Origin of the sequence: Ensifer sp. NM-2 (assembly GCF_003024455.1) — a bacterium.
Lineage (GTDB): Bacteria > Pseudomonadota > Alphaproteobacteria > Rhizobiales > Rhizobiaceae > Ensifer > Ensifer canadensis.
Genome location: NZ_PVZR01000003.1, coordinates 386,602 through 405,037 on the forward strand (window position 1 = coordinate 386,602; position 18,436 = coordinate 405,037).

The following is an 18,436-nucleotide window of genomic DNA, read 5'->3' on the forward strand; positions in this document are numbered from 1 at the left end:
ACTAGTGATAGTGATTTTTCGGGGTAGTCGACTCGACAAGAGCACGGATCGAAGAATTGGCCGGAGGGTTTCCCCTCCGGCCCCAGGCGCTGTGATGCCGAGGGTAGCGTCGCACGGCTCACACGCAAGGCTGCCACTAGCGCGATCAACGTCAGGCGTCATTCCCGGAGGTCTGTACCGCAAAACTTGACGTCGACCTTTTGAACCTGCCTATTCAAGAAATCTTAGGCGGACTTCCGCAAAGTGGATGCACGCGCGCGCCGGAGAAAACATGAAGTGCAGGAATAGTCCGATATGAAGGCTTCAACTGCCATCCCGCTTGCTCTGCTGCTCGGCGCTGCCACGATGCCGTTCTTGGGAACAACCGACGCGCAGGCACAGAACCGCGACGTCGATCAGTCGGTATTCGCCTTCGGCGGCACGATGGTCGACGCGGACATGTTCCAGTCAGCCAATCCTTTCGGCGTCAAATACGCCGACCTCCCGATCGTCGGCCTCGGCTACCAGTACTTCCCGGTAAGGATGGGCTCCTTCAGGTTTGGACTGGAAGCGGGGCTCGCCGGAAGATTCGGCGGGCATCCGAATGCGGAATTCTGGGGCGGCGTCGTCGGTCGCTACGACGGTTTCGAGATTGGCGATGCTGTCCGTATCTCGCCAGCCCTTACGTTTGGCATCAGCTATGTCACGCATGCCCAGGAGGGACGGGAGCGCCAGAACGAGCTGGAACGCAACGGGAATGCCAGAACCCTGTTCTATCTCGGCCCCGAGTTGAACCTTTCCTTCGAAACCATGCCCGACGTTGATTTCTTCTGGCGGGTTCACCACCGGTCCGGAGCCTGGGGGACGCTCGGCGACATGCACGGAGGCTCCAATGCAAATGTCCTTGGCGTGCGGTTCAATTTCTGAAGGACCTTCTTCGTCTCCAAATCTTCCGAATGCCACGATTTATGTTCTCTATCGGTTGCGCCATCGCACTGCAGCCGATCGAATTCCTTAGTTCACCAAACGCCGAACGGCATTGGCAATGTGTGTCGGTCGTTTGTGGAATTACAGAAAATAATCTAAATAGCGATCAGAATCGGTTGCCAATTCGCGATATGTTCCGGCGTTTCTCGTGCTTTGTCCTAAGCACATTGGAAACAGCTTTACTTGGGCGGTGGCGTTTTCAGCCTAAAGTCAATTACTCTTAATCAGCGGGTCCACGGTTAGAGCCCGTGATCACCCACCAAAACTTCCTTAAGCTGCTGATTTATTTCCAAAAGTCCTGCTCTGTAAGAATCGATCGGCTGGCTTTGGTCGACCGTTTCGCGTCTCATGTTGACCATTGAGGACAGCTCCGCCGGTTCCCTTAAGTAGACATCGTGCAAAAAACTCCAGAAATAACAGAGCCCTGGCGTAAAATGAGTGGTTTCGAACTCTGTTTGCTGCTCAGTACCGTAGAAATATGAATGTCGCGCAAGCAAAGCCGTCTTGCGACGGCGTGCAACACACACGTCCTACTGCATTAGCGAGGGGCAGACCATGACGACCAGACGGAATCTCCTGCTGGCAGCCACAGCCGTCGCAGCGACGGAAGTGCCACTCAGACCGCAGCACGTCGTCCGATACGCCCGCCACTGAAGCCTCGTTGCCCCGAAGGGCGCATCGCGTTCGAGGTTTAGTTACACGCTCGTAACAGTAATTTACGTTGCTCTAAGCCCGGAAGCGACGCAGCGTAAGTGGTGCACTGAGGGAATTCTATTTCACAGATCCAACGGAATTTTAAAGGTTCGGCCATGAGAGCAATGATACGTACGACGAGACTGCTTTGCGCCGCCGCCGCGGCAGTCCTGATAGGCTTGAGTACTGCTTCTGCTGCCGATACGGCGCAGACCTACAAGATGACGACGCCCTTTGCGTCGGGCGTCGCGGTTCCGGATAAGATCGAGTCCTCGATCGGGACGCTGAATCTCAATTACGGCTACCCGTCGGCCGATACCGTCGACAAAATCTACGACAACCTCGACCGTTCGCGCGCGCTGCAGGCTTATCTGCTGGCGATTCCGATCGTAAATCAGGCCGGCATGCGCGACTCGATACGCAAGTTCGGGCCTGATAACCAGACCGACGTGATCTGGGAAAATCTGGTCGATCCGAAGTCCGTGGAGCTGACGGCCAACGATAACACGATCTACAACTACGTTTGGGTCGACACGAGCAAGGGACCGTTGGTGGCCGAGATACCGCCCAAGGTGCTGGGGATGGTCGACGACTTCTGGTACAAGTGGGTGGCCGACATCGGCATCACCGGGGCCGATAAGGGCAAAGGCGGCAAGTACCTCCTGTTGCCGCCTGGATTCAAGGGCGACATACCATCGGGGTATCACGTGGTGCGGCCGAGCACTTTCGGCAGCTACCTCGTCTTTCGCGCCTTCGTTGTAGACGGTTCCACCCAGCCCGGGGTTGACTCGGTCAAGAAGCACCTGCGGATCTATCGCCTGGACGAGGCCGCCAACCCGCCGCCGATGAAATTCGTCAATGCCTCCGGAATTCCGGCGAATTTCGTCTCGCCAGGCGACTATTCGTTCTGGAGCCTGTTGAACCAGGTCATCCAGGAAGAGCCGGCGGACGGTTCCGATCCCACCACCTTGGGCCTGTTCGCCTCGATCGGCATCGTCAAGGGCAAGCCCTTCAATCCCGATGAGCGGATGAAGAAGATCCTCACCGATGCCGCCAACATCGGCGCCGTGACGGCCCGGACGATCGCTTTCAAGGTTCGCGCGAAGGATGCGTATTTCTATCCTGACAGTACGTGGCGCCTGCCGTTTTTTGGCGGCTACAAGTTCGAGTCGGCGCCCGGTGTCAGCAACCTGGATGGTGCTGTCTTCTACTATTACTTCGCCATCGGCGTGACACCGGCGATGGAAGAGAAGATGGTGGGCGAGGGCTCGCAATATCCGTGGTCGGTTCAGGATTCGGAGGGCAATCCCTTTAATGGCGGCAAGACCTACAAGCTGCGCCTGCCGCCAAATGTCCCGGTCAAGGATTTCTGGTCGGTCATCGTCTACGACAACCAGACCCGGTCGATGGTGCAGACCGACCAGCAAGCCCCAAGCGTCAGTAGCCAGAACAAGGGCGTCAAGGCCAATGCGGATGGTTCGGTGGATGTCTATTTCGGACCGAAAGCCCCGGCGGGAATGGAGAACAACTGGGTGCAGACAATCCCGGGCAAGGGCTGGTTCATGATCCTTCGCCTGTACGGTCCGCTGGAACCTTGGTTCAACAATTCCTGGCGGCCTGGTGAGATCGAACTGGTGAAATAGGGGAAAACAGTCGAACGAGCGGATGGTTCGCCATCCGCTCGTTCGATCGTCAGGCGAAGGTTCGTCTCGCAGCGCCGATCGGAGCCGTGCGCTGGCCAAGGCCAGCCGCTCTGGAGGTAAATCCGCGCGCCACCCATCTTGAAAAATCGCAATTGTCGGATTACCGGATATCTCATGAAGATCTTCTCCGGAATTGCGTTTGCTGTTGCTACCCTCTTGCTTGTTTCGTCCTGCAGCGAAACTGGTCCGTCCGGGGATTCCCGGGCTGGCGTCGAAAATGCCCATCTGAGCGAAAAGGCCAAGGCGAAGCCTGCGAGCGGCAAGAAGGCCAAGACTGCAACTGCGGCCGAGGCGAAGGCGCTGGCTGATGCGAAGAGCCCAAGACAGTGCAAGACCCCGAGACAGCAGTGCGGCTATGGCGCAGGTCCGGCCGGCGAGCCGTGTTCGTGCTGGTCGAACGAGGGCTCGCCCGCAATGGGCGTGACCGTCAAGTAGCGAGAGGCAATCTGTCCCGGCCGCCGCGAATCTCTGCGCCTATGTGCCGAGGGCAGGGGTAAGGGCGTGGTGCATCTCGCCCTATTGTTGACCGTGCACTATCAAGTGATCTGTCTGGCTCCATCAGCCGTGTTCGGTTGATGGGGTCTTTTTTGTCGGCAGCGCTTCCGTTTCGACAGACGCAATCCACTGCATCCTCACCTTCAGGCCTTGCCGGCATGCCAACAGGCCGCCGCGCTCGAGCCTCTCTCGCCGATCCTCCAAAAATATTTCGGACGCATGTCGAAATCCGACGGCGGCTTCCGTTCTTGGGTCGTACGCAACTCAAACCGGGGATATCCCCATGATGCTGACGACCACTTCCCTCTACGCCCTCCTGCTCATCCCAATCTGGTTCGTTCTCTGGATCAGGGTGAGTAACGCCCTCCGGCGCAGGGCCGGGATCTCGCCGAGGAGGCCCTGTTTCTGTGCCGGCTGCTGAACCGGCTTCGCCCTGAAGATCCAGAGATCGAGGGGTGCCTTGCGCTTGTGCTGATCACGCATGCGCGCTGCCTGGCGCGCGTCGACGGCGATGGCGTCACCGTGCCGCTCGGCGAGCAGGACCGGACGAAATGGAACCGGGGGCAGATCGACGAGGGGCTCGGGTTGATCGATACCGCCATGCGGCGGCGCGCGCCGGGGCCATACCAGATCAAGGCCGCCATTGCCGCCTGCCACGTTCAGGGCGAGGCATCCGACTGGGCGCAGATCGTACTGCTCTATGACAGCCTGCTGCGGCTGGAGCCGACGCCTGTCGTGCGGCTCAACCGGGCGGTGGCGCTGTGCGAGGCGGGGTGGCAGGAACCGGCGATGCGCTCGCTCGACGCGCTTTCGGCCGAGCTTCGGGACTACCAGCCCTATCATGCGGCGCGAGCGGAGCTCCTGTCGCGGATGGGGCAAGCGGACGAAGCGGCAAAAGCCTATGCGATCGCCATTGCTCTCGCCGGTTCGCCTTCCGATGCGGCCTTCCTGCGGCAGCGGGCAGAACGTCCTTTGCGAACAGCCACTTGAAGTTTCACCTTGCAACAACCATCTCGAATCCAGGGCGTGCAACTGCGCGCTGGCAGTGACGCCTTGGTGAAACTTCATTCGTGGAGGTTATCAAATGGCGTACCATTTCATGGAAGGCAAAAGAGGGCAGGATTGGTGCAATCTTGCGCTGGCAGTGTGCCTTTTCCTTTCTCCCTGGGTGATCGGGTATAGCATGGAAACCGTTCCGGCTTGGAATGCCTGGATTGTTGGGCTTGCGCTTGCTGTGCTGGCCTACGCTACTCTCTCGGTCTTCGCAGAGTGGGAGGAGTGGGCCAATCTGGCGCTTGGGGCATGGCTGGTCGTGTCGCCCTGGGTGCTCGGCTATGCGGTCAATATGAGCGTGATGTGGACGCACGCCGTCCTCGGGCTGCTCGTGGCCGCCGTGTCGGCCTGGGCGGTTTGGGCGCATCGCCACGATCCGCATGCGCATGCGTGAAAGAGCATCGTCTGATAATCCATGATGGCCCCGGTAGGCGCAAGCCGAAGGGCCATCATGGACGAAGGACAGGTTTGATCGAAGGGTTCTCAAGGGACTGACGACACGTGCGTTCATTGGAACTGTTCGTTAAGTTCTCATGGCTCCGGGGCTGGGCTCCGGGTCTGGGGCGGAGCAGCGTCTTGCAATGCTGGTTGGGCCCTACAGCGCCGCGCATCCTGTTGGACGCGCAAAGGTCGCTGTAGCTTTGAATGCTGCATGTTTTTGTCCCTAAGCCGGATAGGGTTTAAGGAAACATGCGGTAGCAATGAAATCGGAAAATCGCTGGAATGATAGACCAATGGCGAGCGCCGACGCCGGCTTTCCATTGTCGGGCCGCGATCGCGGGCGGCGGCTTTCCGGACCGCGAGGCGCCGTTGCGCCCACGGCGCCGGCGTTCAGCGGTTTATGGGCAGCAACCGAGGCGTCTGCAGGCGAATGTATAGGTCCTGTCGGGCGGCTCGAAGACTTGCTGCGCGGACTGCAATGCGGACCAGACGACACTCCTGACGTTGTCGGCAAATAGGGCAAGGAACGTTCCGATCGGGCCTTCCGCCAGCGGGCCGTGGATGGCGGCATGACCGAGCCCCTCGTCGAGTTCGTACGACTGCTCGGCGGTGATGTGCAGCACCTCACCCCGCGTCAGATCTTCCGGGTTGGGGACGCCGACATAGGCGAGCACGGTGGAAGCCAGGAGCTTGCAGACCTGCTTGCAGGCGCGGCAGGACAACTCGCTGGCGGCACTGACAAAGGCGCTGCCGATGCGAGCGATGATGGCGCGAAACCGGCTGCCGGGTCGGGCGCGGATCTCCAGAAAGGCATCGTAGGCCCGCCGCGCGGGGGGTATGATATAGAGCCGCACGCGATCGGCGAAATCCCTGGCCAGGTTTGCGACATCCGGGCCCCTGAGCGTGAAGGTGACGTCGCCGGCCAGGATCTCCAGAAGCAGAACGATGTGGGAATCCTCGTCATCGAACAGGATGCGCTCGTCGATTTCGACGCTGCCTTCGCCAACGAACTCCCGCACCTCTATCGTGTGCTCGCGGATTTCGGTTCGTTGCAGAAACATTGCCGCCCCCAGGGTCGCAACCGTGGGCATATCCTACAATGCGGGGCGGAACCGGGACATTAGCCTTATCTGAGTATCGACCCCGTTTGCTGACTAAGCCTGCGGAGTAACGCAAGGGCAAGGGCCGTATCTCCGACGCTTTGCGAGGTAAAGCGCATCACCGGGAATGCCACGCGGACGGGAACTTTTTGCCGGGATTCGACTTTCCGTAGCGACAACCAAACAGGAGTATTTGCGATGCTCAAGTGGGCGCTGATCTTCTTCGTCGTTTCATTGATCGCCGGCTTTCTCGGCTTCTCCGGCGTTTCGTCGGCAACGGCGGGCATCGCCAAGATCCTGTTCTATCTTGCTTTGATCGTCTTCCTGATCTTCCTGGTGCTGGCGTTCATGGCCGGTAGCGTTGTCGTTTGAGGTGACGAGGGCTGCGGCGCCGACACTGGCGGACATATCGAATTTTCTGTCGCCGCCGTCAGCGAGATGATACGGACCCGCGCATGAACCAGACCTTCCTTGCCGATCGCGCCTGCGGCACCTGCACGCTCTGTTGCCGGCTGCCGGATATCGATGCGCTGGCAAAGCCGGCCAACGAATGGTGTGAGAATTGCGTCGAGGGCAAGGGCTGCCGGATCTATCAGCGGCGGCCGCAGCTTTGCCGCGATTTTCTCTGTCTATGGATGACGGATGAGCGGCTCGGGCCCGAATGGGATCCTGCGAATTCGCACATGATGATCTATCGGCAGGGGCCGCAGATCACCGTGCTTGTCGATCCGGACTTCCCCGATATCTGGAGACGCGAGCCCTATTGGCGGCAGCTTTCGGACTGGGCAAGCGAGCCGACGACGGAGGGGCAATATGTCATCGTCTTCGCCGGCGATGCCGTCTTCAAGGTCGATTGAAATGTTTCCGTCATCGACGGACGAAAACCGCTTCGCATTTTTCCTGGAAGGGCTCGGTCTCTTTGTTTTTCGCATTTCCTAACGGAAAACCGCTTCGCACTTTTCCTGGAAAGGTTCTGCGCCCGGTAAGAAAAAGCCCCGCGCGATGGCGGGGCAAGCAAGCACCCAAAATGGCTCAGGGTGCGGGGAAGCGCAGTTCATAAAGGAACGTACTGCGCGGTACGGTAAATACTATGCCGACCTTGGGCTGGGGAAGGTCCGATTCGGCGATTCCGGTACGCCTGATGAAATAAATACGACGGGCGAGCTGTAGCGGCGCGGTTGCGCGGGCCGGCAGTACGGCTCAGGGCCGCCGGGGCGAGACAGGTGGCGGGCCTATTCCGGCGTCGTCAATTCCTCGTCCCAGGCCTCGAGGCTGCCCAGGATCTCCCTCAGCGTCTCTCTTCCCTGAACCCAGAGGCCTTCGTCCGGGATCGGCTGCACATCACCGCCCGCCGCCGCGATCGCGCTTCTGACCTCTTCCGGGCTTTCGCGGACATATTGGCGCTTGCCGCCGATATCCAGCGCTGACCCTAGGCCAGGCACGCGGTGGTTGGGCGCAAGCGGCATTGGCCCCTTGGCCGCGTGCACATTGACCCAGACCGGCGCGCCGATGCGATGGGTGAAACGATAGAGGGATGGCAGCTCGGCCTTGACGGCAGCGGCGACGGCCGCTGCCTCCTCCTGGACGAAAAAGGTCTGGCCGGCATTGATCAGCGTGTTGCCGAGACCGTCATCGAGGCGCGGATCCGTCTTGCGGATGCGCAGCACCTGGCTTGCCTCTAGCTCCAAAGGGGTGCCACTCCTTCGCATAAGCCTGATCATGAAATCCTCTCGAACGACAGGTTTAAGAGTGCTCCAAGTTTCGGAAGGTGTCGAGTGGGCGGTGCCGGCACGAAACTGGTTTAGTCCTTGTTTTTGTTGTCGGACACGTTGATTTTACCAGCGGGCGCGTCATCTCGTCAGGCGAGGCAAATCAAGACGGAGATGAGGATGTCCAGGGCCACCATCGCGCTGGTGTGTCCGGTGCTGCTTTCGCTGACGGCCTGCGGGAACACGGTGCGCGGATTCCAGAAGGACGGCACCGAGACCGGCCTTGCTCTCGACAATGCGACGTATCGGGTGCTGAAGGCGAGCGCTCAGTAAAGAGCGCCCGGCCTTGCCACCGGGAGACGGCCGCGCGTCTTTGCGAGCCAGCGCGGTTCCGGTAAAGACGGAAACGCGCTAGCTCCTTGTTTTTTACGAAAACCGCTTCGCACTTTTCCTGGAAATGCGCTGGAGCGTTTCCCGTTTAGACTGAGCCGCAGAACGCTATGGCTCTTTGTTTTTACGCATTTCCTGACGGAAAACCGCTTCGCACTTTTCCTTGAAATGCTTTAGCGCGACGGCACCGCGGTCGGCCGCGTCACCGTCTCGCTGCTGCCAAAGATGATGGCCGCAAACAGGAGCACGCCGATGAAGGTGATGACCGACGCGATGGCGACCACCGGCTCCAGTTGCGGGCTGCCGGTCAGCATCAGGTACAGCGACGGCACCAGCAGCGCGACGCCGGCGGTGTAGACGCAGTACTGGATCATCGCCAGACGCTTCTGCGCCTTGGCCGGGTTCAGCGCGTGGTAACCACCGAAGATCGCCATCGTCACCCATCCCAAAAGGTTTGCATGGGCGTGGGCGCCGATCGCGCTGTGATCCTGGCCGATGGCCATGTGCAGGCCCATCGATATGCCGATGATCAGAAAGATGATCGCTGTCTTGAAATACAATTGTGCTAGGCGTGGCATAAAGTAATTCCCCTCTGTTCCTGCCCCACCTGATTATTAGCATTTTCGCAGATGATTGCTGCCTGCCTTTATTGGGTAGTTCTTTGGGCTGGGTGCGAGATCAGCAGCTGACGGCGATACCGCGATTGGCGAAGAAACGGTCGAAGGTGGAAAGCGGCACGACGACATCGGCTTGATTGGCCCGGTCATGGCCGGAAGGATTGTGAAACCGGACGCTCTCGCGCGAGGCGGCCGTTACCAGCACGAGGTGTCCGCCTTTTGAAGGCGGCTCGCGCTGCGGCCACCGTATGGCGCTGCTGACCGAAGCGATGAAGAAGCGGCCTTCGGAAAGCACCTCCGGAATGTCCGTCGTCGGGATGTTGGTCAGCGTTTCGGCGGCAAGCCCGAAGCGCTCGCCGACGAAAGACACGAAGGGAGCGTAGATCAGTCCCTTGATCGAGGCATCGGCCTCGTTGACGACATAGCCGCCATAGTCGGTGCAGCCGCGCGCAAGCGACAGGATCGGGTGCAACTCGCCGCGTGCGGCCAGGATCATCTTCAGGCAGGCCATGCCGCAGACATTCACCGCCCAGCGCGCATATTCCTCAATCGTCTCAGCGCCCGAGTTGCGCCAGAGCGGATCGCGGTGAAGGGCCGCCGCACCCTCCGACAGAACCGCCAATGTCATCTCCGGGCTTTCCCATTGGCTGAAATAGGGGACCTTGTGTTCTACTGTTTCCATACCGCTTACTCCGTCGGGCGCGACGCAACTTTTGTCATTGGCGCAAGCCCCTATCAAGCCGGTAGAGCAGCGCGTGGAACTGGCCCTTGCTTGGTGCGCGCGCCGGCATTCGCTGCACGATGTGCCGGACTTCGGGTGGTGCCTGCGCGATCGCCCAGCGGACTTCCGCTTCGATGATGCCGGCCGGATCGACGGCGGCGAGCGCTGCGGCTTGCGCGCCGTAGGCTGCCGGGCCAAGGATGTGGTTGACCTGGTGAGGGGTGGCGATCGGATGGGCGTAGGCGGATCCGGCGGCAGCCATTGCGGCGCGGGCGGCGGCGGAGGCTGCGGGATCGCCGGCCTGGCGTGCAGCGGAATTGGCCGCCCAGGCTAGCTTGCGCAGCGCTGCAGTCCGCGCACCGCCTTGCGCAAAGGCGCGGATGGCCGAGAGAGCTGCGCGCGGGCGGGTATCATCAGGGGCCTCCGTCTCGAAAATGGGGAGGGCGCGTTCGGCGCAAACGGCAGCCCAGAGCGCAATATTGCGCAGGTCTTCTTCGTTCAGCAGTGGCGGATTCGTTTCGATGGGCATCATCTGCGGTCCCGGCGCGATGGGCGTGTCGATGTCTGTTTCGATGAAGCGGGGGATTTCGGCAATATCAGGGCGTGGCGTGGAGCGTCCCCCAAAGGCTGTCACGTTCAACGCCTCTCTACGGCCGGCCAAGGGTGTTTCTAGTCTCAGAACCGCTGCAGCGCTTTGTTTTCACGCATTTCCTGACGGAAAACCGCTTCGCACATTTCCTGGAAATGCTCTATGCGGCGCGGAAACAGAACACGATTTCGGGGTCGTTTTCATCGAGGTTGTCGATGTACCCGCTTGTGTGAAAACCGGCGCCGCTCAGGAGCTGCTGCATTTGCCTGTTGGACTGGTTCGTCGATGTGAAGATCTTCGGCGTTGCGCATATGCTCTTGAAATGTTCGACGAGCGCCATTCCGAGGCCCTGGCGACGAAACTGCGCGCCGACCATGACCATTTCAATGAAGCCGTTGCCGAAGAAATGGTAGGCCAGGACACCATAGGCTCCGACGGATTTGTCCGTCTCGGCCACGTAGCAGCAGCCTGTCTCTATCCACGCCCTGATATGATCACGGCGCTCGGGGTCGCCAGCCGCAATCGTATCGAGGGCGACCAGGCTGTCGTAGTCGGCGATGGTGGCGCTTCTGATTTTCATCAACGAATCCGGATGTGGTCGAGTCAGGGCGTAAAGAATCCGCCGAGCGAGATGCGGGCACGACGCCTAGCTTTAGGCGGCCAGCGCATCTTTTTCCATGGCGGATTTTCAGAAGCGTACAGCGGGACGAATGTCTGAGACGGGAATGAAGAGCGATCGCACGGGCAGCCAAGATCGGTATTTGAGCTGGCATTTTGGGTGATGAGGGCGGGTCGTTGCTCGACCCTCAAGTGGTGGAACAGATGCGAACGAGTGATCAGCGCCGCGCCGCATCAGGCTGGCGAGCAGTGGCGGCGGCAAGGGTGGCGCGCTTGCGGGTGGCCATCTCGTTGAATGGGGCAAGGCCCATGCGCTCGATATAGGCTGTTACGGCTGCCTCGACGCCCTTGTCGTTGCCGTCTTCCGTTTGCCAGAAGGCTTCCATGGCGGCGAAGAGGGCCGATTTGTCGAGTGCGATATCCATCAGGGCTGGGGTCCGAACTGCTGGCGGTGATTGAGCGTGCCGTGGCCCGGCTGGCAGAAGGGAGCGGCCTGGCGGAGGCCACCACCCGGCGCCTCGAAATCCGCGCACCAGCGTTCCCACGCCTCAGACGTGCGCACGAAGGCGGGCAGGAGGTGTTCATCGTCAGGGGTGCGATCGAAATCGTCGAGCCAGGCGTCGGCGACGGTCTCGGAGATGTCTTCGCCGGAGAGCGCTTCGAGATCGAAGCGGATGAGCTTGGTGGCGTGCTCGCCGTCATGGGCCCTCAGCCAATCGGCGGCAGTCGCAAAGATGGTGCCGATGCAATCGCTTTCCTCGATGAAATGGCCGCGCCCGAGCATGGTGACCGCGAGGATGATCTCGCGGCTCTGGGTGAAGGGGCTGACAAGCTTACCTTCTCGTACTGATGTCACTGTCATGCCTTCTCCCTGGCGAAACAGCAGGAAGGGCCGGCACGAGCCTTGAGGCGCGCTGCCGGATCCGGCTTTCCTCGTTTTCAATTGATGGTCACATAATAGGGAAAATCCTATTTATCCATCAATAGGAAAAATATATTCGGCAGGATTTTTCTGACTGGCCTGTCGATATCCTTCTGTTTGTTCTTGTTTTGTTCGGAAGATTGAGTCAGCTTAGGGCTGCCATTGCAGGTGGCAGAGAGGAGCATGACATGGTCACAAACTTCGTCGTTCAGAGCTTTACGCGGGGAAATCGGGGTGCCTTGCTCGCCGACACTCCGGTGCAGGCGACAGGGGCCGATCACGCGCTCCGGCTGGCCGAAAGGCTGGCATCGACCAAGGTGGGCGTTGTCGCATTCAGCCGGGCAGGGGATCTGTCGACCGGCGAATTCGAAGACGCGACCATCCTTTTTATCGGCGGCGACCTGCCGTCCGAGATGCAGGAGATCATGGCCGCATAGACGGATCGGCAATTGCGTGAGACGGGCCTGTCCGTCGGTCTCGCGTTCTTTTCCGGTGTCCCAGGCGGCGGGGTGCGTTGTGTGGGCGGGCGCTTGGGCGCCGGTGGGCCGCTTAAGGCTTCCCAACTGTCATGCGAGCCGGCGCCGGGCGGCCACGTTGCACGCGCCGGTTCCCGGGATTTTTACTGCGTGCCGGCTTCCTCTCGGCGGCGTGCCATTTCGGCTGCGTGCTCCGCTGCTGACAGTGCACTCCAGCGCCGCGCGTCTTATTAGACGCGCAAAGGTCGCTGTAGCGCTTTGAATTGCTGCATGTTTTTATCCTTATCGCCGGCTGCTCTCGCGCATGACGTAGCGTCAAGCAGGCGCCATTTTCGAAAAGCTATTACTTTTGAAGCTGTTGCGGAGCGGTGTTCCGGGCGGCGGCTGGCGGGCGATGCCTGCGCAGCGTCAGCGGGCGCTGTATTTGCCCACGACCCGGTGGCAGAAGGACCATTCCACCCGGCTCTCGGTGAATTCCAGATAGGGATTGTACTGCTTCAGCGTCCATTCCCGGTCGTTGAACGACACCAGGCGCTTGATGATCGCCTCGGCGTCGTTGGCGGGTGGCACGTGGTAGAGCACGACATCCTTGTCGCGCGCCGGCGGCAGGTGCGGATGCACCAGCGCCATGTCGCCGGGCTCATAGGCCGGAATCATCGAGGTGCCGGTGAGGTAGATGCCATAGGCGCCCTTGACGCCTTCGAGCACCGAGGGGCGCTTGACGTATTCGACCGCATCGAAGGTGACGATCACATGGCCGTCGCCGCCCTGGGCGGCAACGAAAATCGGCAGGTCGCGATGGCCGACGAGCTGCTCGCCGGGCACGATCTGCGGATTGAAACCGGTGGCGTTGCGGGGTTGGCCGGTTTCGCCCGCGTCCGGCGTCGCGCTGATCAGGTCGGTGATGGTGCGCACGTCACGTTCGCGCAGTTCGCGCGGGCTCTCGCGCTCGACGAACTGCTGGATATAGGCGTGGTTCTTCCCGATCGCGATGGACAGATCCTTGTAGGTCGTCCTCTTCGCGTCGACTGCTTCCCGGATAAGGCGCCGCAATTGATCCATGGCAATGGCATCCCAGATTCCGCTTCCTACGTCCAATAGGATTTTTCCTCTTGATAAAACGATACGATCCTATTATTGATAGGATATGAACGGAAACGAACAGTCAATCGAACTTTACGAGGCCGACATTTTCGGTCGCGGCTCCAGCCTGGAGCGGGCCGGCTGGCACTTTGCCGGGCATGCCAGGCGCGACGCCTCGTGCTTCGCGGGCGGGTGTGACCGACGAGGTAACGCGGCGGGCCGCATCGACGATGACTGCCTGCTTGCTGGAGTGAGCCGATGACTGCCACCAGAATCGCATCAAGGACAACCAGGCGCGCCACGCGCCAGCCGCTCGGCCTGACGCTGCGGCAGAACGAGCTGCTCAGATTCATTCGCTGCTACAGCGCCGACAAGGGCGGGGTCTCGCCGACGTTCGACGAGATGAAGGACCATCTGGGTCTGTCATCGAAATCCGGCATCTCGCGGATGGTGGCGGCGATGGAGGAGCGCGGCGTTATCCGCCGGCTGAAAAACCGGGCAAGGGCAATCGTCGTGGTGGAGGTGGCACATGCTTGAGCACGTGACGGACACGCTTCTCGGCAATCCTGTTTTCGCCGGGCTTGCAGCCTTTTCCGCCACCTCGGTGACGCTCGCCGCCTTCAGCTGGGCTGCCAGCCCGGCGCTTGGCTGCGGCAGGCAGCGCACGGGCAGGAGGAGGGCGGTCGGTGAGGCCGGGCTGGCCGGCCGGCTTAGGCGGTGGGGCATGGCGCTTCTCGCGGGCCGGATGAAGCTGGCGCCGGGGCTCGAGCTGATCGGCAAGGGGGACGCACCGGGCAAGAGGGACCTGCCGGGCAAGGAGGACCTGCCGGGTCTCGACTTCGAGGCATTGCAACGCGAGCTCGACGAGGCGTTCGCGCCGGTCTGGCGAGACAGGAGGAAATCGTGATGTCCGGTCCGACAGTCGTCATCGCCTTTGTCGGTGGCTCTGTCGCCGGCTGAAGGCGAGGTGGGGAATGGCTCCCTCCCTCAGGTGAACGGGAAGAGGCCAGGGAATTGTAGGCCATTGGTTCGTCGGCAACGACGGGTGAGGCCCTACTGCATGTTCCTTAAATCGTATTCGATTAGGGACGAAAACATGCAGCAATTCAAAGGGATACAGCGACATTTGCGCGTCTAACAAGACGCGCGGCGCTGTGGAAGAGACTGATCGTCGTCCTGCTGCTGCCCCCGATCTTTTCGGTGCCATGCGGCGCGGCTGCAGCGTCCCTTGCGTGCCGATCCGGCGCGCGGGCGCAGCCGCAGCGGCGATCACAGCGAGGGGCTGCTGCCCACCTCCTCCCCGGTGGCCCCTCGCTTCCATTTCGGCGCCGGCAAACCGTTTCTGACGCATGCCCCCGACGATCGGATGCGATCTCGGTGCGTGATCATGCGCGGGTTCGAAAGGCTGGAGCGGTTTGTGCGTCATGGGGGGTGCCAGGGCATCGTGGATGCCGGGGCATACCGGACGCGCAGCGCTCCAGCGCCACGGTCACGTGGCCGAACCCAGTCCCGCCCAGCAGGCTGCAGGCGGGGTTTCAGACGGCTTGCCGGCGAGGGCGCGGAGGAAAGTCAGACCAGGTGCAGGGCACGAAGAGCGATCGTCGGTTTGGGCGACGCGAACCTGTGCCGACAATCATGAGGAGCGACGTGATGCGAGAAGTGAGTTTGCAGAGATTTCTTTGTGCGTCGGTCCTGTCGGCGGAGAAATGGCCGCGGAGATGGGTGGCGGGTGCGAGCGTTTGGTCGAGCCGGCGCGTGCACGACCGTAGCGCCATGGCGGACCGGTCGTTGCGGCGAGGCGGCGTGCCTGCCGTTGTCGTGCCGGTGGATGGTCGTGTCCTTTCGTCTGCGAGCGGGATCTTGGCGACGCTTGCCCAGCCTGTTCGACCGCGCGCCATCGCCGGCCGGATCAACAGGTTTGTGCAGCGGCTTTTGCCGCAGCGGCATCGCGGTGTTTTCGTCCGCGTGGCGCTAGAGCGTTTCCGATTTAAACGGAACCGAACAAACGCTCTATCTCTTTGTTTTTACGCATTTCCTGACGGAAAACCGCTTCGTACTTTTCCTGGAAATTCTCTAGCCCTTGCGAGCGAGGACTAGGCGATGCGCATCACATCGATCGTCGAGGCTCTGGTCCAGTGCGGCGCGACGCCGGAGATGATCCTGTGTGCGGTGCGTGCGGCGGAGGCCGGCCAGCAATCGGGCATCGACAAACGCCGGGCCAGCGATCGCGAACGGCAACAGCGCCGCCGCGCTCACGTGACGTCACAGGTCGTCACGGCGACGGACGGCGTCCCCCTCTCTGATAAAGAAAGATCCCCCGCACCCCCTAAAGAAATTAACTCTCCCGACAACACCCAAACCCTTGCGCCGCGGCGTCCTGTGCCAGGTGGCAGGCGCGCCACGCGCCTTCCCGAGCAATTCGAGCCGGACCGGGATTTTGCCGCCCGGCTGGGCTTCGGCGCGGCCCAGGTGGATCTGGAGCTTGAAAAATTCCGGGATTACTGGACGGCGAAATCCGGTCGGGACGCGGCCAAGCTCGACTGGCTCGCCACCTGGCGCAACCGGATGCGCAATGCCGCAAGGCCGCGCAAGGATCACAGGCCACAGGCGCCGCCGCGCGAAAGCGCCTTTGCCCGCCACCAGCGGGAATGCCGACAAGCGATAGAGCGAGAACTCAATGGAAACCTTGGAAATGACGACCTTATCAACAAACCGATATTCGACCTTGAGCCGGGAGATTACCGCGCTCACTGAACGGCTGGCGCCGGCAAGCGACGATGCGATCCTGCGCAGCCTCAACGTGATGCAGACGGCCGGCATGACCATGCCGCAGGGCATCGATCCCCGAAAACTTCTGCCTGTCTACCAATATGCGCTGGCGGGGGTGCCCGCTTGCGGGCTTTCGGTAGCGACGCAGAAGCTGATCCGCGGCGACTATGCCGCCAACGCCAACGTGCTTCTGGGCACGATTCCGAAGCCGCCAGTGCTGGCGGCGCTGGCCAAGAGCGAGGCAGCAGCGACGCGCGCCGAACTGGCGCGCAGACGCGACCTCGCCGTGGCGCTGAACCCGACAGGGCCAGTGCCTGAGCGCTCGCCCGAGATCCGCGAGCGGGTGAGGGTGCGGCTTCGCCAGTTTCGTGCCGAGCAGGCGGCGGTCAAGGCGGCCAAGGCCATGCCAAGCGAGGCGCCAGCGGTCTCGCGGGCCGGGGTGCTGGCTGAGATGATCGGGCTTCCCGATGCAGCCACCATTACGACCGAACAGCGCGCCTATCGAGTGAGGCTGGAACGCGAGATGGCCCATCCCGCAGGGCGTGGGGCGGCGATGGATTTGACCATGGAGGTGGCGAGCGATGCAGCCTGAAACGAGATATTCGACGATGCCGACGGGCGAGCAGCTCGCCCAGAAGGGGTCCGGCAGCGTCGGCACCGCGCGCGGCAGGAGGGGCGGGCCGGATGCCGAGCCGCATTCTTTGGAAACGCGGACGGCGGACTGCACGACCAGCGGAAATGCCGGCGAAAGCGAGCCGCCGCAGGCGCCAACGCCCGACGCGTTGCTCGGCGCGCTCAGCGCCCATGTGAAGGCGCAGCGGCTGCGGGTGCTGGAGCTGGAGCTTGCGCTTGCCGACGCTGAAGCGCGGATCCTGTCGCAAGCGCAGCTGCTCTGCGGCACGAATGCCGACGGCGAGGGCGGCCTCTTCAGCCGCCGACCGGTGCGCGAGATCGTCGAGGAGGTGCTCATTGCCTATCCCGGCATCGGCTGGGCCGATGTGATCGGGGTTCGCCGGGAGCGCCGGCTGGTGGAGCCGCGCCACCGCTGCATGGCGGCGGTTTATGACGAGCGGGAGGACCTTTCGCTTCCGGCGCTCGGCCGCATCTTCCGGCGCGACCACACCTCGGTGCTGCACGCGGTCAACAAGGGCAGGGCGAAGCGATGAGCCGCTCTCTGAGCGGTCGGCCTGACGGATCGTGGCCCGGTCCACGGGCGATCGCGATCGGCGGCGACGGGACGGGGTGGCTTGGGCGGCGGACTATCGCCAGCTTCGGCTGGTGGGTCGCCGGCTATCGCCGGTGGCGGGCTGCAGTCTCTGCTCGCCGTCGCCATCGGGCGGGTGTGGCGGTGCCAGGCCCGGTGCACGATGGACGCACTGACGAACACGTATTTTCGAGGCGAGCACCCGCATTGCCGCGGCCAAGCGGGCAGGCAAGGCGGGCCGGCCGCGCAAGGCCGATGTGGCGCGCTATCCCGGCGGGCAGATCAAGCATGGCGAAACCGAAAGAGAGGTGCGCTCGGTCGCCATCGCCGCACGGCAAAGTCACCACTTTTCAGGAGCGAAGGGCGTCGATGTCGGCAGTCCCTTTGCCGGCTACACACTCGGCCGGATGTTTCTCGACGGCAAGCTGACCGCACACGAACGCGCGGCTGGCGACGAGTATGCCCGGCAGATGGCGCGCTATTACAGCCTGACCGGCATTCCCTTCCCAAGCGTGCGGGCGCAGTCGCTGTTCAGCGTCAAGGGTTTCGAAGGCGAGACGACCGAGCGCACCCGGGCCGCAATGGCTGCGACCAACCGGATGATGGAGCTCGAGGGCGTGCTTCTGAAGCTGCCGGAAGGGCCGCGGGTGAAGACCACGGTCTTCAACGTCTGCGTCATGGACTACGAGGTGCTGCGCACCATGCCGGAACCGCAACTGGCCTGGCTGAAGCGCGGCCTGACCGAACTGCACTGGCATCTCGGGCTTTCCAGGGAGAGGGAGGCGGTTTGAGTGGCGCGCGCCTGTTGCCGAGGGAGCGGTCTCAGGCAGGCCCCCTAGGCTCCGGGCAATTGCTGATAATGCCTGGGAGTGACCCCGTTGACCTTA

Annotated in this window: 22 protein-coding genes and 2 pseudogenes; 15 read left to right on the top strand and 9 right to left on the bottom strand. The window is 61.9% G+C overall.

The window, feature by feature from the left end; genetic code table 11:
• Window positions 1–294 precede the first annotated feature (294 nt).
• The 5 genes and pseudogenes from C6558_RS09185 to C6558_RS09205 all read left to right on the top strand — a co-directional run bounded on the left by C6558_RS09185 (window position 295) and on the right by C6558_RS09205 (window position 5,304).
• Window positions 295–906 (top strand): hypothetical protein, encoded by a 612-nt coding sequence (locus tag C6558_RS09185; RefSeq protein ID WP_025427503.1) that lies wholly within the window; start codon window positions 295–297, stop codon window positions 904–906.
• 878 nt (window positions 907–1,784) lie between these two features.
• A complete protein-coding gene (locus C6558_RS09190) occupies window positions 1,785–3,302 on the top strand; it encodes a DUF1254 domain-containing protein (RefSeq protein ID WP_057206224.1) in 1,518 nt (505 codons plus the stop codon).
• A gap of 174 nt (window positions 3,303–3,476) precedes the next feature.
• Window positions 3,477–3,797 carry a hypothetical protein gene (locus tag C6558_RS09195; protein WP_025427500.1) on the top strand — a complete coding sequence of 107 codons (321 nt, stop codon included), beginning with the start codon at window positions 3,477–3,479 and terminating at the stop codon, window positions 3,795–3,797.
• 450 nt (window positions 3,798–4,247) lie between these two features.
• A pseudogene (locus C6558_RS09200) lies at window positions 4,248–4,847 on the top strand (DUF6596 domain-containing protein); the annotation flags it as partial.
• Window positions 4,848–4,941: 94 nt separating this feature from the next.
• Window positions 4,942–5,304 carry an SPW repeat protein gene (locus C6558_RS09205; RefSeq protein ID WP_025427498.1) on the top strand — a complete coding sequence of 121 codons (363 nt, stop codon included), beginning with the start codon at window positions 4,942–4,944 and terminating at the stop codon, window positions 5,302–5,304.
• Window positions 5,305–5,749: 445 nt separating this feature from the next.
• On the opposite strand, the gene C6558_RS09210 is transcribed toward C6558_RS09205, so the two are convergent.
• A complete protein-coding gene (locus C6558_RS09210; protein WP_025427497.1) occupies window positions 5,750–6,412 on the bottom strand; it encodes a hypothetical protein in 663 nt (220 codons plus the stop codon).
• Window positions 6,413–6,649: 237 nt separating this feature from the next.
• Between C6558_RS09210 and C6558_RS09215 the strand changes: the two genes are divergently transcribed.
• Window positions 6,650–6,823 (top strand): DUF1328 domain-containing protein, encoded by a 174-nt coding sequence (locus C6558_RS09215; RefSeq protein WP_025427496.1) that lies wholly within the window; start codon window positions 6,650–6,652, stop codon window positions 6,821–6,823.
• 83 nt (window positions 6,824–6,906) lie between these two features.
• The gene (locus C6558_RS09220) at window positions 6,907–7,308 is read left to right on the top strand and encodes a hypothetical protein (RefSeq protein WP_025427495.1); all 402 of its coding nucleotides are present in this window, start codon (window positions 6,907–6,909) and stop codon (window positions 7,306–7,308) included.
• A 375-nt stretch (window positions 7,309–7,683) separates the two neighbouring features.
• On the opposite strand, the gene C6558_RS09225 is transcribed toward C6558_RS09220, so the two are convergent.
• On the bottom strand, window positions 7,684–8,172 hold the full coding sequence (locus C6558_RS09225; protein WP_128090504.1) for a hypothetical protein: 489 nt from the start codon (window positions 8,170–8,172) through the stop codon (window positions 7,684–7,686).
• A gap of 168 nt (window positions 8,173–8,340) precedes the next feature.
• Between C6558_RS09225 and C6558_RS09230 the strand changes: the two genes are divergently transcribed.
• Window positions 8,341–8,493, top strand: coding sequence for a hypothetical protein (locus tag C6558_RS09230; RefSeq protein WP_025427493.1), 153 nt, complete (start codon window positions 8,341–8,343; stop codon window positions 8,491–8,493).
• 230 nt (window positions 8,494–8,723) lie between these two features.
• Here C6558_RS09230 and C6558_RS09235 read toward each other — a convergent pair whose 3' ends face one another.
• From C6558_RS09235 to C6558_RS09265, 6 genes are all read right to left on the bottom strand, one after another.
• Window positions 8,724–9,128, bottom strand: a complete 405-nt coding sequence (locus C6558_RS09235) for a hypothetical protein (protein ID WP_025427492.1) — start codon at window positions 9,126–9,128, stop codon at window positions 8,724–8,726.
• A 100-nt stretch (window positions 9,129–9,228) separates the two neighbouring features.
• Window positions 9,229–9,849, bottom strand: a complete 621-nt coding sequence (locus tag C6558_RS09240) for a C39 family peptidase (protein WP_057206230.1) — start codon at window positions 9,847–9,849, stop codon at window positions 9,229–9,231.
• Window positions 9,850–9,883: 34 nt separating this feature from the next.
• Window positions 9,884–10,522 carry a putative immunity protein gene (locus tag C6558_RS09245; RefSeq protein WP_199196992.1) on the bottom strand — a complete coding sequence of 213 codons (639 nt, stop codon included), beginning with the start codon at window positions 10,520–10,522 and terminating at the stop codon, window positions 9,884–9,886.
• A 115-nt stretch (window positions 10,523–10,637) separates the two neighbouring features.
• The gene (locus tag C6558_RS09255; protein WP_025427489.1) at window positions 10,638–11,057 is read right to left on the bottom strand and encodes a GNAT family N-acetyltransferase; all 420 of its coding nucleotides are present in this window, start codon (window positions 11,055–11,057) and stop codon (window positions 10,638–10,640) included.
• A 256-nt stretch (window positions 11,058–11,313) separates the two neighbouring features.
• Window positions 11,314–11,520 (bottom strand): hypothetical protein, encoded by a 207-nt coding sequence (locus C6558_RS09260; protein ID WP_025427488.1) that lies wholly within the window; start codon window positions 11,518–11,520, stop codon window positions 11,314–11,316.
• Window positions 11,520–11,957: a hypothetical protein gene (locus C6558_RS09265; RefSeq protein ID WP_025427487.1), complete on the bottom strand. Its 438-nt coding sequence runs from the start codon at window positions 11,955–11,957 to the stop codon at window positions 11,520–11,522. Before C6558_RS09265 ends, C6558_RS09260 begins: the two co-directional genes overlap by 1 nt.
• A gap of 248 nt (window positions 11,958–12,205) precedes the next feature.
• On the opposite strand from C6558_RS09265, the gene C6558_RS09270 reads away from it, so the two are divergent.
• Entirely contained in the window at window positions 12,206–12,454 is a 249-nt protein-coding gene (locus C6558_RS09270) for a hypothetical protein (protein ID WP_025427486.1), read from the top strand.
• A gap of 447 nt (window positions 12,455–12,901) precedes the next feature.
• On the opposite strand, the gene C6558_RS09275 is transcribed toward C6558_RS09270, so the two are convergent.
• Complete coding sequence (locus C6558_RS09275) at window positions 12,902–13,591, bottom strand: S24 family peptidase (protein ID WP_025427485.1); 690 nt, start codon at window positions 13,589–13,591, stop codon at window positions 12,902–12,904.
• A gap of 243 nt (window positions 13,592–13,834) precedes the next feature.
• Here C6558_RS09275 and C6558_RS09285 point away from each other — a divergent pair.
• The 6 genes and pseudogenes from C6558_RS09285 to C6558_RS09320 form a co-directional block, all read left to right on the top strand.
• Window positions 13,835–14,101, top strand: a pseudogene (locus C6558_RS09285) (LexA family protein); the annotation flags it as partial.
• Window positions 14,102–14,105: 4 nt separating this feature from the next.
• Window positions 14,106–14,483 (top strand): hypothetical protein, encoded by a 378-nt coding sequence (locus tag C6558_RS09290; protein ID WP_025427482.1) that lies wholly within the window; start codon window positions 14,106–14,108, stop codon window positions 14,481–14,483.
• Window positions 14,484–15,676: 1,193 nt separating this feature from the next.
• A complete protein-coding gene (locus C6558_RS09300) occupies window positions 15,677–16,330 on the top strand; it encodes a hypothetical protein (protein WP_084815199.1) in 654 nt (217 codons plus the stop codon).
• The gene (locus C6558_RS09305) at window positions 16,269–16,937 is read left to right on the top strand and encodes a hypothetical protein (RefSeq protein WP_225906313.1); all 669 of its coding nucleotides are present in this window, start codon (window positions 16,269–16,271) and stop codon (window positions 16,935–16,937) included. The genes C6558_RS09300 and C6558_RS09305 overlap by 62 nt, the downstream gene beginning before the upstream one ends.
• On the top strand, window positions 16,927–17,511 hold the full coding sequence (locus C6558_RS09310; protein WP_025427479.1) for a helix-turn-helix domain-containing protein: 585 nt from the start codon (window positions 16,927–16,929) through the stop codon (window positions 17,509–17,511). The genes C6558_RS09305 and C6558_RS09310 overlap by 11 nt, the downstream gene beginning before the upstream one ends.
• Before the next feature lie 295 nt (window positions 17,512–17,806).
• The gene (locus C6558_RS09320) at window positions 17,807–18,340 is read left to right on the top strand and encodes a hypothetical protein (protein WP_371412248.1); all 534 of its coding nucleotides are present in this window, start codon (window positions 17,807–17,809) and stop codon (window positions 18,338–18,340) included.
• Window positions 18,341–18,436 lie beyond the last annotated feature (96 nt).

Coding starts and splice junctions, on each gene's coding strand:
- C6558_RS09185 (WP_025427503.1), top strand. CDS start 295: ATGAAGGCTTCAACTGCCATCCCGCTTGCTCTGCTGCTCGGCGCTGCC.
- C6558_RS09190 (WP_057206224.1), top strand. CDS start 1,785: ATGATACGTACGACGAGACTGCTTTGCGCCGCCGCCGCGGCAGTCCTG.
- C6558_RS09195 (WP_025427500.1), top strand. CDS start 3,477: ATGAAGATCTTCTCCGGAATTGCGTTTGCTGTTGCTACCCTCTTGCTT.
- C6558_RS09205 (WP_025427498.1), top strand. CDS start 4,942: ATGGCGTACCATTTCATGGAAGGCAAAAGAGGGCAGGATTGGTGCAAT.
- C6558_RS09210 (WP_025427497.1), bottom strand. CDS start 6,412: ATGTTTCTGCAACGAACCGAAATCCGCGAGCACACGATAGAGGTGCGG.
- C6558_RS09215 (WP_025427496.1), top strand. CDS start 6,650: ATGCTCAAGTGGGCGCTGATCTTCTTCGTCGTTTCATTGATCGCCGGC.
- C6558_RS09220 (WP_025427495.1), top strand. CDS start 6,907: ATGAACCAGACCTTCCTTGCCGATCGCGCCTGCGGCACCTGCACGCTC.
- C6558_RS09225 (WP_128090504.1), bottom strand. CDS start 8,172: ATGATCAGGCTTATGCGAAGGAGTGGCACCCCTTTGGAGCTAGAGGCA.
- C6558_RS09230 (WP_025427493.1), top strand. CDS start 8,341: ATGTCCAGGGCCACCATCGCGCTGGTGTGTCCGGTGCTGCTTTCGCTG.
- C6558_RS09235 (WP_025427492.1), bottom strand. CDS start 9,128: ATGCCACGCCTAGCACAATTGTATTTCAAGACAGCGATCATCTTTCTG.
- C6558_RS09240 (WP_057206230.1), bottom strand. CDS start 9,849: ATGGAAACAGTAGAACACAAGGTCCCCTATTTCAGCCAATGGGAAAGC.
- C6558_RS09255 (WP_025427489.1), bottom strand. CDS start 11,057: ATGAAAATCAGAAGCGCCACCATCGCCGACTACGACAGCCTGGTCGCC.
- C6558_RS09260 (WP_025427488.1), bottom strand. CDS start 11,520: ATGGATATCGCACTCGACAAATCGGCCCTCTTCGCCGCCATGGAAGCC.
- C6558_RS09265 (WP_025427487.1), bottom strand. CDS start 11,957: ATGACAGTGACATCAGTACGAGAAGGTAAGCTTGTCAGCCCCTTCACC.
- C6558_RS09270 (WP_025427486.1), top strand. CDS start 12,206: ATGGTCACAAACTTCGTCGTTCAGAGCTTTACGCGGGGAAATCGGGGT.
- C6558_RS09290 (WP_025427482.1), top strand. CDS start 14,106: ATGCTTGAGCACGTGACGGACACGCTTCTCGGCAATCCTGTTTTCGCC.
- C6558_RS09300 (WP_084815199.1), top strand. CDS start 15,677: ATGCGCATCACATCGATCGTCGAGGCTCTGGTCCAGTGCGGCGCGACG.
- C6558_RS09305 (WP_225906313.1), top strand. CDS start 16,269: ATGACGACCTTATCAACAAACCGATATTCGACCTTGAGCCGGGAGATT.
- C6558_RS09310 (WP_025427479.1), top strand. CDS start 16,927: ATGCAGCCTGAAACGAGATATTCGACGATGCCGACGGGCGAGCAGCTC.